This is a genomic window from Citrobacter sp. (assembly GCF_050252275.1).
In the GTDB taxonomy this organism is placed as follows: domain Bacteria; phylum Pseudomonadota; class Gammaproteobacteria; order Enterobacterales; family Enterobacteriaceae; genus Citrobacter_A; species Citrobacter_A amalonaticus.
Genome location: NZ_JBFWLF010000102.1, coordinates 1 through 13,800 on the forward strand (window position 1 = coordinate 1; position 13,800 = coordinate 13,800).

The window sequence follows — 13,800 nt, forward strand, 5'->3', positions numbered from 1 at the left end:
ATCGTCGAAAATAGTTTGGGCGAAAACTCTTTATTCTTAAAAGTAGCTATCGGATCATGAGCATCCCATATTTGTATGGCTGTTTCATAGGATACGGGGTTCGCCAGCCAAAGTGGATCTGGGCCAGTGCCAAAAACACGATAAAAACCAACTAAATCAGAAAGTAAGTCCTCAACGCTAAAACCACTATCGGTATACCAGTTGAAGAGAATTGAGTCTTGCCATGCTTCAAATCTTTTTGCAGTTCCATACATAATGGTTAAGGCAACCTTTGCCTTAAGGGCAGGAGAAAGGCATGAGCGAACCATAACCTGCGTATGTACACCAGTATGAAAATTCAGGTCAACACCAAATAATCTTCTCCTTACTTCCATTTCCTGGTAATAATTTACTGGGAAGTACCAGTCATTGAATTTTTCATAGTATCTAGCAAAATGTTCTTGTTCCAGTTTTCTCTTTAACACTCTGGCATCATTCCCTTGCGCATGACCTAAATCAATCCATCCCAATTCCTCAGTATAAACAAGCCCATAATTTTTTGTTGTGGCAAACATACCATCAGTAATATCCATACGCTTACTCATCTGATACCTCCTATATGAAAATTTTTATAGCAGATGAAGTTTTACAGAACAAATACAATGTTCTTATTTTTTATAGCGAACGATACACGAAATATATTATTCACAACCGGCACGGAACTCGCTCGGACTGGCGCCAGTACATTTTTTAAAGACGCGGGAGAAATAGAGCTGGTCGTCGAACCCGACATTGCGTCCAACGGTAGCAATCGGCATGCGTGTTGTACTGAGCAGCAGCTTCGCCTGGCTGATCCGCTGATCCTCACGCCAGCTCAACACGCTGATACCCAACTGTTGACGGAACAGGTGCGACAGGCGCGATGGCGACAGGCAGACATGCTGAGCAACGCTGGCAATATCGAAATGGCTGTCCGCCAGATGATCGCTAATGTACTGACAGGCATCGCGCACGCGGTTATCCATCGGCGGATGCAGCGAAGCGTTGATCGCCTCCATGCGCCTCAGCAGTAACTGCTCCAGCAGGTTGATCGCCAGCAGTTCAGAGTAGCGCCCTTCCCCCTGTCCGGCGTGGATAATTTGGCCGAATAGCTCATTAAAGTGCGGCTGATGCGCTTCGTCCGGACGGAAAAAACCGGTCTGCGCAAAAATGGACGGCCAGGTGAGCCACTCCTGCCAGTAGGCGCGGGGACGAAAGTAAACCCACTGGTGATACCACTCGCTGGCATCCGGATGGCGTCCGTAGTGATGAATTTCACCCGGCGGGAACAACAAAATGTCACCGGGTCGGCAGACAAACTCCCGTCCCTGATTTTTAATCACCCCTTCCCCCCGAATCGTGAGGTTAAGGATATAGCCTTTCATCCCCAACGGCCTGTCGATAAAAAAATCCAGATATCCGTTGGCGTCTATCGGCGTTAAACCGGCGACCAGATGCGCGTTAAACGAGTACCCTGGCAGGAGAGGGTCATTTTGCGGTTCAGCCATAATTTCACGACTCCCGAGGTTCAGTGAGGAAACAAATTGTCCATATTACGCAGGACAGTATGGTTTGCGTCCTGCCTTGTTGCCGCACCATCACGGGCGGCCCCATCAACCCCGCTTGTGAAAAGCATTATGTCACGACTCAGTGCGATGACTGCCACAAAAACGGGTAACAAAAGTGTCTATAACCAGAGCAGAAATGTCCACATTGATTATTTGCACGGCGTCACACTTTGCGATGCCATAGCATTTTAATCCATAAGATTAGCGGATCCTACCTGACGGTTTTTATCCCCACTCACTACTGTTTCTCCATACCCGTATTTCTGGATGGAGCAAGAGGATGGCAATTGCAATTGGCCTCGATTTTGGCAGTGATTCTGTGCGCGCGCTGGCTGTGGAATGCGCCACCGGCGAAGAGATCGCCACCAGCGTTGAGTGGTACCCGCGCTGGCAGGAAGGACGTTTTTGTGACGCCCCGAACAACCGGTTCCGCCATCATCCCCGCGACTACATGGAGTCGATGGAAGCCGCACTGAAAAGCGTATTGGCGGAACTCAGCGCGGCGCAACGTGCCGAGGTCGTTGGAATTGGCGTCGACAGTACGGGCTCAACGCCAGCGCCGATTGACGCCGATGGCAACGTGCTGGCACTCCGGGAAGAGTTCGCGGAAAACCCAAACGCGATGTTCGTCCTGTGGAAAGACCACACGTCAGTGGAAGAAGCCGAAGCCATTACCCGTCTGTGCCATACGCCGGGCAACGTCGATTACTCCCGTTACATCGGCGGCATTTACTCCAGCGAATGGTTCTGGGCCAAGATCCTTCATGTCACCCGCGAAGACCGCGCAGTTGCCCAGGCTGCCGTCTCGTGGGTTGAGCTGTGCGACTGGGTGCCAGCCCTCCTTTCTGGTACTACGCGCCCGCAGGATATCCGCCGGGGTCGTTGCAGCGCCGGGCACAAATCATTATGGCATGAAAGCTGGGGCGGTCTGCCGCCTGCCAGTTTCTTCGACGAGCTCGATCCGCTGATTAACCAGCATTTGCAATACCCCCTGTTCACCGACACGTTCACTGCCGATCTGCCAGTTGGAACGCTGTGCGCCGAGTGGGCGCAGCGCCTTGGTCTGCCGGAGAACGTCGTCATCTCTGGCGGCGCGTTCGACTGCCACATGGGTGCCGTCGGCGCGGGCGCACAGCCCAATGCGCTGGTGAAAGTCATTGGAACCTCCACCTGCGACATCCTGATTGCGGACAAACAGAGCGTCGGCGAGCGCGCCGTGAAAGGCATTTGTGGGCAAGTCGATGGCAGTGTGGTCCCCGGTTTTATCGGTCTGGAGGCCGGACAGTCTGCCTTTGGCGATATCTACGCGTGGTTTGGCCGCATTCTCGGCTGGCCGCTGGAGCAACTCGCCGCGCAACATCCGGAACTGAAAGCGCAGATCAGCGCCAGCCAAAAACAACTGCTGCCCACGCTGACCGACGCCTGGGCGAAAAACCCATCGCTGGATCACCTGCCGGTGGTGCTTGACTGGTTTAACGGCCGCCGCACGCCGAACGCAAACCAACGTCTGAAAGGGGTGGTGACCGATCTGAATCTGGCCACGGATGCCCCGGCGCTGTTCGGCGGTCTGATAGCCGCAACCGCCTTTGGCGCAAGAGCCATTATGGAATGCTTTACCGAACAAGGTATTGCGGTTAACAACGTCATGGCGCTGGGCGGCATCGCCAGGAAAAACAAGGTCATTATGCAGGCCTGCTGCGATGTCCTGAACCGTCCACTACAAATCGTCGCCTCCGATCAGTGCTGTGCGCTGGGCGCAGCCATCTTCGCCGCCGTGGCTGCCGGGGTGCATGCCGATATTCCTGCGGCGCAGCAGAAAATGGCCAGCGCGGTGGAAAACACGCTGCAACCTCGCCCCGACCAGGCACAACGTTTCGAACAGCTTTATCGCCGCTACCAGCAGTGGGCGGTAAGCGCTGAGCAACATTATCTTCCGACTGCCACCCCGGTTAATACTGCGCCGGCTGACCAGGCAACCCTGACTCACTAAGGACACGACAATGACTATTTTTGATAACTATGAAGTGTGGTTTGTAATTGGCAGCCAGCATTTGTACGGCCCTGAGACGCTGCGTCAGGTTACTCGGCACGCGGAGCACGTCGTCAAAGCGCTGAATACCGAAGCGAAACTACCCTGCAAGCTGGTGTTAAAACCACTGGGGACCACACCGGATGAAATCACCGCCATTTGCCGTGACGCGAACTATGACGATCGTTGTGCGGGTCTGGTGGTCTGGCTGCATACCTTCTCTCCAGCCAAAATGTGGATCAACGGCCTGACCATCCTCAATAAACCGTTGCTGCAATTCCACACCCAGTTCAATGCAGCCCTTCCGTGGGACAGCATCGACATGGACTTTATGAACCTCAACCAGACTGCGCACGGCGGTCGCGAGTTCGGCTTTATCGGCGCACGCATGCGCCAGCAACATGCGGTAGTCACCGGTCACTGGCAGGATCAACAGGCTCATGCCCGTATCGGTTCCTGGATGCGTCATGCGGTGTCGAAACAGGATACCCGTCATCTGAAAGTGTGCCGCTTTGGCGACAACATGCGTGAAGTGGCGGTTACCGATGGCGATAAAGTCGCCGCGCAGATCAAGTTCGGCTTCTCGGTCAACACCTGGGCTGTGGGCGATCTGGTGCAGGTGGTGAATTCCATCAGCGACGGCGACATCAATGCCCTGATTGACGAATACGAAAATAGCTACACCCTGACCGCCGCCACTCAGGTTCACGGTGAAAAACGCCAGAACGTGCTGGAAGCGGCGCGTATTGAACTGGGTATGAAGCGCTTTCTGGAGCAGGGCGGCTTCCACGCCTTCACGACCACCTTTGAAGATTTGCACGGTCTGAAACAGCTTCCGGGTCTGGCCGTACAACGCCTGATGCAGCAGGGCTATGGCTTTGCTGGCGAAGGCGACTGGAAAACTGCCGCTCTGCTTCGCATCATGAAAGTGATGTCAACCGGTCTGCAGGGCGGCACCTCCTTTATGGAGGATTACACCTATCACTTCGAGAAAGGCAACGATCTGGTGCTCGGCTCCCACATGCTGGAAGTGTGTCCGTCGATCGCGGTGGACGAAAAACCGATCCTTGATGTTCAGCATCTCGGCATTGGCGGTAAAGACGATCCTGCCCGTCTGATCTTCAATACGCAGACCGGTCCGGCGATCGTGGCCAGCCTGATCGACCTCGGCGATCGCTATCGTCTGCTGGTCAACTGCATCGACACCGTGAAAACCCCGCATGCGCTGCCGAAACTGCCGGTCGCCAACGCGCTGTGGAAGGCCCAACCGGACCTGCCGACCGCGTCTGAAGCGTGGATCCTGGCCGGCGGCGCGCACCATACCGTCTTCAGCCATGCGCTGGATCTCAACGACATGCGTCAGTTCGCCGAAATGCACGATATCGAAATCACCGTGATTGATAACGATACCCGCCTGCCCGCCTTCAAGGACGCGCTGCGCTGGAACGACATGTATTACGGCTTTAAACGTTAAGCAAATGGTTGCCTGATGGCGCTTTGCTGAATCAGGCCTACATCTCTGTGTAGGCCTGATAACGCGTTTACACCGTCATCAGGCAGGGAGAAAAACATGCTAGAAGATCTCAAACGCCAGGTACTGGCAGCGAATCTGGCGCTGCCAAAGCACAACCTGGTCACGCTCACCTGGGGGAACGTCAGTGCCGTCGATCGCGACCACGGCGTCTTTATCATTAAACCTTCCGGCGTTGATTACAGCGTGATGACCGCAGACGATATGGTGGTTGTCAGCATCGCGACGGGTGAAGTGATTGAAGGTCAGAAAAAACCCTCGTCCGATACGCCGACGCATCGTCTGCTGTACCAGGCTTTTCCCACCATTGGTGGTATTGTGCATACCCATTCGCGCCACGCGACCATCTGGGCGCAGGCCGGACAGTCCATTCCGGCAACGGGCACCACGCATGCCGACTATTTCTACGGCCCCATCCCTTGCACCCGCAAAATGACCAGCCACGAGATCAACGGCGAGTATGAATGGGAAACCGGCAAGGTGATCGTCGAAACCTTTAAGATGCATGGAATAGACGCCGCGCAAATGCCAGGCGTACTGGTGCATTCACACGGTCCCTTTGCGTGGGGGAAAAATGCCGAAGACGCGGTGCATAACGCCATCGTCTTAGAAGAGGTTGCCTACATGGGCATTTTCTGCCGCCAGCTCGCGCCACAGTTACCCGAGATGCAGCAAACGTTGCTGGATAAGCATTACCTGCGCAAGCACGGAGCGAAAGCCTACTACGGGCAGTAGCAGCGCCAATAACTGTATAAAACCCCAGCACAACACGTTGAACCAGGCTATAATCATGCCTGGTTTTTTTGATGGATAAACAGCGTGGCGCAGGCAGGTTTTATCTTAACCCGGCACTGGCGGGATACGTCGCAGGGAACTGAAGTCTCCTTCTGGCTGGCAACAGACAGCGGGCCTTTGCAGGTCACGCTTGCGCCGCAGGAGTCCGTTGCGTTTATCCCTACCGCGCTAACCGCCCGCGTCACGTCGTTATTAAGCAGTGAAAATGGCTATCGTCTGACGCCGCTCAACCTCAAAGATTTTCATCGTCAGCCGGTTTCGGGTCTTTACTGCCGTTCGCATCGCCAGTTGATGCGACTGGAAAAGCTGTTGCGTGAGAATGGAGTGACGGTTTATGAAGGCGATGTCCGCCCGCCGGAGCGTTATCTGATGGAACGCTTTATCACCTCGCCGGTGTGGGTCGAAGGTGAGACGCGCAACGGTGCAATCGTCAATGCGCGATTAAAGCCCCATCCCGACTATCGTCCGCCGCTCAAGTGGTTGTCTCTGGATATTGAAACCACCCGCCACGGCGAGTTGTACTGCATTGGGCTTGAAGGCTGCGGGCAGCGCATTGTCTATATGCTCGGCCCCGAAAATGGCGATTCATCAGCGCTCGATTTCCAGCTTGAGTACGTCAACAGCCGCCCACAACTGTTGGAAAAGCTTAACGAATGGGTTGCCCGCCACGATCCCGACCTCATCATCGGCTGGAACGTGGTGCAGTTCGACCTGCGCGTGTTGCAAAAACATGCTGAGCGCTACCGTATCCCGCTGCGTTTTGGCCGCGATAACAGCGAACTCGAGTGGCGTGAGCACGGTTTTAAAAATGGCGTTTTTTTCGCCCAGGCGAAAGGTCGGCTGATCGTGGATGGTATTGAGGCGCTGAAGTCTGCCTTCTGGAATTTCTCGTCGTTTTCGCTGGAGACCGTTTCGCAGGAACTGCTGGGGGAAGGTAAATCGATCGATAATCCCTGGGATCGCATGGATGAGATCGACAGACGTTTTGCCGAAGATAAACCCGCGCTCGCCACCTACAATCTGAAAGATTGCGAGCTGGTGACGCGAGTCTTTCATAAAACCGAGATCGTGCCGTTCCTGTTAGAACGAGCCACGGTTAACGGATTACCTGTCGATCGTCACGGCGGTTCGGTCGCCGCGTTTGGCCATCTCTATTTTCCACGTATGCATCGCGCCGGTTACGTTGCGCCGAACCTTGGTGAAGTGCCGCCCCACGCCAGCCCCGGCGGTTACGTGATGGATTCGCGTCCCGGCTTGTATGATTCGGTGCTGGTGCTGGATTACAAAAGCCTGTACCCCTCGATCATTCGCACCTTTTTGATCGACCCAGTCGGACTGGTGGAAGGGATGGCGCACCCGGATCCCGAACACAGCACCGAAGGATTTCTCGACGCCTGGTTCTCGCGGGAAAAACACTGCCTGCCAGAGATCGTGACGTCGATCTGGCAGGGGCGTGACGACGCCAAACGGCACGGTAATAAACCGCTTTCTCAGGCGCTGAAGATCATCATGAATGCCTTTTACGGTGTGCTCGGCACGACGGCCTGCCGCTTTTTCGATCCGCGCCTGGCGTCGTCGATCACCATGCGCGGTCACGCGATCATGCGTCAGACCAAAGCGCTCATTGAAGCCCAGGGCTATGACGTAATTTATGGCGACACCGACTCCACCTTCGTCTGGCTGAAGCGCGCCCACACAGAAGAGGAAGCGGCGAAAATTGGTCGCGCGTTAGTGGCACACGTCAACGCCTGGTGGACGCAATCGCTTCAAGAGAAGAACCTTACCAGCGCGCTGGAACTGGAGTATGAAACGCATTTCTGCCGCTTTCTGATGCCCACCATTCGTGGCGCGGATACCGGCAGCAAAAAACGCTACGCGGGTTTGATTCAGGAAGGAGAAAACCAGCGGATGGTGTTTAAAGGGCTGGAAACCGTGCGTACCGACTGGACACCGCTGGCGCAGCAGTTCCAGCAAGAATTGTATCTGCGCATATTTCGTCACGAACCGTATCAGGATTACGTACGTGAAACCATTGATCGGCTGATGGCGGGCGAGCTGGACGAGCGTCTGGTCTATCGTAAGCGGCTGCGTCGACCGTTAAGCGAGTACCAGCGCAACGTTCCACCACACGTGCGCGCCGCCAGACTGGCTGATGAAGAAAACCTGAAGCGGGGACGCCCGGCGCAGTACCAGAACCGCGGCACCATTCACTATGTCTGGACCCTGAACGGTCCGGAGCCAAAGGATTATCAACACTCGCCGCTGGATTACGAGCATTACCTGACGCGCCAGCTCCAGCCCGTCGCGGAAGGAATTCTTCCCTTCATTGATGATAACTTTGCTACACTACTGACAGGCCAATTAGGGTTATTTTGACGCGTGACGAATCCATCGCCATCCATTACCATAGCGCCCTTTCCATTCCTGGACCCCATTTACCGTTCTGCCATAGCATCTCCCTGGCAGAGGGTGATTATTGCCTGCAATTAAAGATATAGAGCCGAACAAATATGCCTTTTACACTTGGTCAACGCTGGATCAGCGATACAGAAAGCGAACTGGGACTTGGAACCGTTGTCGCCATGGATGCGCGCACCGTCACTTTGCTTTTCCCCTCCACCGGTGAAAACCGTCTGTATGCGCGCAGTGACTCCCCCGTGACCCGCGTGATGTTCAACCCTGGCGATACCATTACCAGCCATGAAGGCTGGCAGCTGCAAATCGATGAAGTAAAAGAAGAAAATGGTTTGCTTGCCTACATTGGTACCCGTCTTGATACCGAAGAAGCCGGCGTCACGCTGCGTGAAGTCCTGCTCGACAGCAAACTGGCGTTCAGCAAACCGCAGGATCGCTTGTTTGCTGGTCAGATTGACCGCATGGATCGGTTTGCGCTGCGCTACCGCGCACGTAAATTTCAAAGTGAACAGTACCGCATGCCATGGAGCGGTCTGCGCGGCCAGCGCACCAGCCTGATCCCTCATCAGCTCAACATCGCCCACGATGTGGGTCGCCGTCATGCGCCGCGCGTACTGCTGGCAGATGAAGTGGGTCTGGGCAAAACCATTGAAGCCGGGATGATCCTGCATCAACAACTGCTTTCTGGCGCGGCAGAACGCGTGCTGATTATTGTGCCAGAAACCTTGCAGCATCAGTGGCTGGTCGAAATGCTGCGCCGTTTCAATCTGCGTTTCGCCCTGTTTGACGACGAACGCTACGCCGAAGCGCAGCACGATGCGTTTAACCCGTTCGAAACCGAACAACTGGTGATCTGTTCTTTGGACTTCGCCCGCCGTAACAAGCAGCGTCTGGAACACCTGTGCGATGCCGAGTGGGATCTGCTGGTTGTCGATGAAGCCCACCACCTCGTCTGGAGCGAAGAGGCGCCGAGCCGTGAATATGTGGCGATAGAACAACTGGCGGAACGCGTGCCAGGCGTACTGTTGCTGACCGCCACCCCGGAACAACTGGGTATGGAAAGCCACTTTGCGCGTCTGCGCCTGCTGGATCCCAACCGTTTCCACGATTTCGCACAGTTTGTTGAAGAGCAGAAAAATTATCGCCCGGTTGCCGACGCCGTCGCTATGCTGCTGGCCGGTAACAAGCTCAGCAATGAAGAGCTCAACATGCTGGGCGAACTGATTGGCGAGCAGGATATTGAACCGCTGCTGCAAACCGCGAACAGCGACCGCGACGGTGCGCAGAACGCGCGTCAGGAGCTGGTTTCCATGCTGATGGACCGCCACGGCACCAGCCGCGTGCTGTTCCGTAACACCCGTAACGGCGTAAAAGGCTTCCCGAAACGCGAACTGCACACCATTAAGCTGCCGCTGCCGACGCAGTATCAGACTGCCATTAAAGTGTCCGGCATCATGGGTGCCCGCAAAAACGCCGAAGACAGAGCGCGTGACATGCTCTATCCGGAACAGATTTATCAGGAATTTGAAGGCGATACCGGTACATGGTGGAACTTCGACCCGCGCGTTGAGTGGCTGATGGGCTACCTGACCAGTCATCGCTCACAGAAAGTGCTGGTGATCTGTGCGAAGGCGGCAACCGCCCTGCAGCTGGAGCAAGTGCTGCGCGAGCGCGAAGGTATCCGCGCGGCGGTCTTCCACGAAGGGATGTCGATTATCGAACGTGACCGCGCCGCCGCCTGGTTCGGCGAAGAGGACAGCGGTGCACAGGTGCTGCTGTGTTCAGAAATTGGCTCGGAAGGCCGTAACTTCCAGTTTGCCAGCAACCTGGTGATGTTCGACCTGCCATTTAACCCGGACCTGCTTGAACAGCGTATTGGTCGTCTCGACCGCATCGGCCAGGCGCACGATATCCAAATCCATGTCCCGTATTTAGAGAAAACCGCCCAGTCGGTGCTGGTTCGCTGGTATCACGAAGGTCTGGATGCGTTCGAACATACCTGCCCGACCGGTCGTGCTATTTATGACACGGTTTACAGCAACCTGATTAACTACCTGGCGGCGCCCGAAGAGACCGATGGCTTTGAGGATCTGATCAAAAGCTGTCGCGAACAACACGAAGCGCTGAAAGCGCAGCTGGAACAGGGCCGCGACCGTCTGCTGGAGATCCACTCCAACGGCGGCGAAAAAGCGCAGCAACTGGCCGAAAGTATTGAAGAGCAGGACGACGACACCAGCCTTATCGCCTTTGCCATGAACCTGTTTGATATCGTGGGGATTAACCAGGACGATCGCGGTGAAAACCTGATTGTGTTGACCCCATCCGATCACATGCTGGTGCCGGACTTCCCGGGGCTGCCGGAAGACGGTTGTACCATTACCTTTGAACGTGACGTGGCGCTGTCGCGTGAAGACGCGCAGTTTATTACCTGGGAACATCCGCTGATCCGTAACGGGCTGGATCTGATCCTCTCTGGTGATACCGGTAGCAGTACCATTTCCTTGTTGAAGAATAAGGCGCTACCGGTCGGTACGCTGCTTCTGGAACTGGTATACGTTGTGGAAGCCCAGGCACCGAAGCAGTTGCAGCTTAACCGCTTCCTGCCGCCGACGCCGGTGCGCATGCTGCTGGATAAAAACGGCAACAACCTCGCGGCGCAGGTGGAGTTTGAAACCTTCAACCGCCAGTTGAGTGCCGTAAACCGCCACACTGGCAGCAAACTGGTTAATGCGGTGCAGCAGGATGTTCATGCGATTCTGCAACTGGGTGAAGCGCAGGTTGAGAAGTCCGCCCGCGCCCTGATTGACGCGGCGCGTAATGAAGCGGATGAAAAACTGTCTGCTGAACTGTCGCGCCTGGAAGCGCTGCGCGCCGTCAACCCGAACATTCGTGATGATGAACTCGCGGCCATTGAAAGCAACCGTCAACAGGTGCTGGAAAGCCTGAATCAGGCAGGATGGCGTCTGGACGCGCTACGTCTTATCGTCGTCACGCATCAGTAACGGAGTCAAATATGGCGATGGAAAACTACAATCCGCCGCAGGATCCCTGGCTGGTGATCCTGTATCAGGATGAGCACATTATGGTGGTCAACAAGCCAAGCGGCCTGTTATCCGTGCCCGGTCGTCTTGAGGAGCATAAAGACAGCGTGATGACGCGTATCCAACGCGACTATCCACAGGCTGAATCTGTGCATCGTCTGGATATGGCCACCAGCGGCGTAATTGTAGTGGCCCTCACCAAGGCGGCAGAGCGAGAGCTGAAGCGTCAGTTTCGCGAGCGCGAGCCGAAAAAACAGTATGTGGCGCGGGTATGGGGACATCCTGCGCCCGCAGAGGGACTGGTGGATTTACCGCTCATCTGCGACTGGCCGAATCGTCCGAAACAGAAAGTGTGTTATGAAACCGGCAAAGCAGCGCAGACCGAATATGAAGTGGTGGAGTGTGCGGAAGATAACACCGCGCGAGTAGTGTTGAAGCCCATCACCGGACGTTCACACCAACTGCGCGTACATATGCTGGCGTTAGGCCACCCCATTCTCGGCGACCGTTTTTATGCCCCGCCTGAGGCGCTGGCGATGGCTCCCCGACTGCAACTGCATGCCGAGATGCTGACCATCACCCATCCCGCATACGGCAACAGCATGACGTTTAAAGCGCCAGCGGATTTTTAATCTTATAACGTAGCCCCTTTGAATTACGCTCGCGAATAGACACAAATCATTCGAGATGCATCGAGGCGGCAAGCGAAGAAATCCCCAGGAGCATAGATAACTATGTGACTGGGGTTTCACAGCGCGGCCAACAAAGAGGCAGCTTGAAGGATGCCGTGTATATTTATTTAAAGCCTTTCTGCTCTTTGAGCAGCTCGTAAGCCTTCTGAATTTCCTGCGCTTTTTGCTTCGCCATTTCCATCATTTCCGGCGGCAGACCTTTCGCCACCAGCTTATCCGGATGGTGCTCGCTCATCTGCTTACGGTAAGCACGTTTAATGGTAGTCGCATCGTCGGTAGGTTTAACCCCGAGGACGTTGCAGGCGTCCTCCAGCGTCGGGCCGCGTTGCGCCTGCTGCCAGCCACCGCCGCCGGACTGCTGCTGATAACCACCGCCAAACTGGGCTCCCCCTTGCATCATGCGCAGGAACTGATCGAACTGAGTGCGGGAAATACCCAACTCTTCGGCAATCACATACAGCACTTCACGCTCGTTGGGATGCAGTGAACCATCGGCAAACGCCGCCTGAATCTGAATTTCAAGAAACATACGAATAAGATCGAAGCGACCAAAACAGACGCTACGAAACTGGCGCATTTTTTCACGTAACGGGTAATTATCTGATTTTCCGATACGAAACGCATTTTGCGCAGCCGATCGCGATTCACCGTGCAAATTCATCCTGTCCATCAGCACATTGGCGACATGGATATCGGCTTCGGTAACACGTCCTTTCGATTTGGTTAAGTGCCCCATCACCTCAAAGGTGGTGGCAAAAAACAGCGCCTGACGCTCACGCTGGTTGGCAAACCACGCCATTTTGCGGCTGCGGGCTTTGTCGAACATGTGGCCAACCAACAGCCCCAGCACCACGCCCCAAAAGCCGCCGCCCATGAGCAGAGCCACGGCCACGCCAATTATTTTTCCCCAGTACTGCATAGACTCCCCAATTTGTCTCACTCTCGGTGAGGCCAGGTCCCACAAAATAAGCGGCTTTTAACGATCTTTCGGCTACGGTCAATTGTGGGACATCGCCTATAATTTGCATTATCATACCTGTCATTCACAGCTGTGACTAACACCACAGACGCTATAGCGGCAGGATTAACACTAGCGCTACGAACATGAGTAAGTTAGGCTGTGGCGGTTTGTCACGCGCGACGCTACTGATGATGGAACAATAAAATACAACGTATGAAAAAACGTATTCCCACCCTCCTGGCCACCATGATTGCCACTGCCCTTTACAGTCAACAGGGTCTGGCAGCCAGTCTCGCCTCACAATGTATGTTAGGCGTGCCAAGCTATGACCGTCCTCTGGTGCAGGGCGAGACAAATGAACTCCCCGTCACGATTAATGCCGATCATGCGAAAGGAAATTATCCTGACGACGCGGTGTTTACCGGCAATGTAGATATCATGCAGGGCAACAGCCGTCTGCAGGCCGACGAGGTGCAGCTTCATCAGAAAGAGGCTCAGGGTCAGCCTGAGCCTGTACGTACCGTCGATGCGCTCGGCAACGTCCATTACGATGACAACCAGGTTATCCTGAAAGGACCGAAGGGCTGGGCGAACCTGAACACCAAAGACACCAACGTCTGGGAAGGCGACTACCAGATGGTGGGCCGTCAGGGCCGCGGTAAAGCGGTACTGATTAAACAGCGCGGCGAAAACCCCAATCCAATTCTTGATAACGGGAGTTTCAGATCCTTACTGCCAGGAACAGAAACA

10 protein-coding genes are annotated in these 13,800 nt (G+C 55.1%); 7 read left to right on the top strand and 3 right to left on the bottom strand.

What is annotated here, in order from left to right; all coding sequences use genetic code 11:
* Positions 1-584: hypothetical protein (locus AB7E14_RS10750; RefSeq protein ID WP_428169513.1), on the bottom strand; the 584-nt coding region annotated here is incomplete at its 3' end.
* A 96-nt stretch (positions 585-680) separates the two neighbouring features.
* Positions 681-1,526: an arabinose operon transcriptional regulator AraC gene (araC, locus tag AB7E14_RS10755; protein WP_044255526.1), complete on the bottom strand. Its 846-nt coding sequence runs from the start codon at positions 1,524-1,526 to the stop codon at positions 681-683.
* A 340-nt stretch (positions 1,527-1,866) separates the two neighbouring features.
* Between araC and araB the strand changes: the two genes are divergently transcribed.
* The 6 genes from araB (at position 1,867) to rluA (ending at position 12,029) form a co-directional block, all read left to right on the top strand.
* Positions 1,867-3,576: a ribulokinase gene (araB, locus tag AB7E14_RS10760; protein ID WP_044327796.1), complete on the top strand. Its 1,710-nt coding sequence runs from the start codon at positions 1,867-1,869 to the stop codon at positions 3,574-3,576.
* Positions 3,577-3,586: 10 nt separating this feature from the next.
* The gene (gene araA, locus AB7E14_RS10765; RefSeq protein ID WP_316962678.1) at positions 3,587-5,089 is read left to right on the top strand and encodes an L-arabinose isomerase; all 1,503 of its coding nucleotides are present in this window, start codon (positions 3,587-3,589) and stop codon (positions 5,087-5,089) included.
* A gap of 96 nt (positions 5,090-5,185) precedes the next feature.
* Positions 5,186-5,881 (top strand): L-ribulose-5-phosphate 4-epimerase, encoded by a 696-nt coding sequence (gene araD / locus AB7E14_RS10770; RefSeq protein WP_044327795.1) that lies wholly within the window; start codon positions 5,186-5,188, stop codon positions 5,879-5,881.
* Between the two features lie 84 nt (positions 5,882-5,965).
* Positions 5,966-8,317 (top strand): DNA polymerase II, encoded by a 2,352-nt coding sequence (gene polB, locus AB7E14_RS10775; protein ID WP_216081816.1) that lies wholly within the window; start codon positions 5,966-5,968, stop codon positions 8,315-8,317.
* A gap of 134 nt (positions 8,318-8,451) precedes the next feature.
* Positions 8,452-11,358 (top strand): RNA polymerase-associated protein RapA, encoded by a 2,907-nt coding sequence (gene rapA / locus AB7E14_RS10780; protein ID WP_044267394.1) that lies wholly within the window; start codon positions 8,452-8,454, stop codon positions 11,356-11,358.
* Between the two features lie 11 nt (positions 11,359-11,369).
* Positions 11,370-12,029, top strand: a complete 660-nt coding sequence (gene rluA / locus AB7E14_RS10785; RefSeq protein ID WP_316962676.1) for a bifunctional tRNA pseudouridine(32) synthase/23S rRNA pseudouridine(746) synthase RluA — start codon at positions 11,370-11,372, stop codon at positions 12,027-12,029.
* Positions 12,030-12,192: 163 nt separating this feature from the next.
* On the opposite strand, the gene djlA is transcribed toward rluA, so the two are convergent.
* Positions 12,193-13,008 (bottom strand): co-chaperone DjlA, encoded by an 816-nt coding sequence (djlA, locus tag AB7E14_RS10790; protein ID WP_316962675.1) that lies wholly within the window; start codon positions 13,006-13,008, stop codon positions 12,193-12,195.
* A gap of 255 nt (positions 13,009-13,263) precedes the next feature.
* On the opposite strand from djlA, the gene AB7E14_RS10795 reads away from it, so the two are divergent.
* The coding region (locus AB7E14_RS10795; protein ID WP_428169514.1) for an LptA/OstA family protein at positions 13,264-13,800 on the top strand (537 nt) is incomplete at its 3' end.

Bases quoted from the DNA above. Each gene is read 5' to 3' on its own strand.
- araC (WP_044255526.1), bottom strand. From the start codon at position 1,526: ATGGCTGAACCGCAAAATGACCCTCTCCTGCCAGGGTACTCGTTTAAC.
- araB (WP_044327796.1), top strand. From the start codon at position 1,867: ATGGCAATTGCAATTGGCCTCGATTTTGGCAGTGATTCTGTGCGCGCG.
- araA (WP_316962678.1), top strand. From the start codon at position 3,587: ATGACTATTTTTGATAACTATGAAGTGTGGTTTGTAATTGGCAGCCAG.
- araD (WP_044327795.1), top strand. From the start codon at position 5,186: ATGCTAGAAGATCTCAAACGCCAGGTACTGGCAGCGAATCTGGCGCTG.
- rapA (WP_044267394.1), top strand. From the start codon at position 8,452: ATGCCTTTTACACTTGGTCAACGCTGGATCAGCGATACAGAAAGCGAA.
- rluA (WP_316962676.1), top strand. From the start codon at position 11,370: ATGGCGATGGAAAACTACAATCCGCCGCAGGATCCCTGGCTGGTGATC.
- djlA (WP_316962675.1), bottom strand. From the start codon at position 13,008: ATGCAGTACTGGGGAAAAATAATTGGCGTGGCCGTGGCTCTGCTCATG.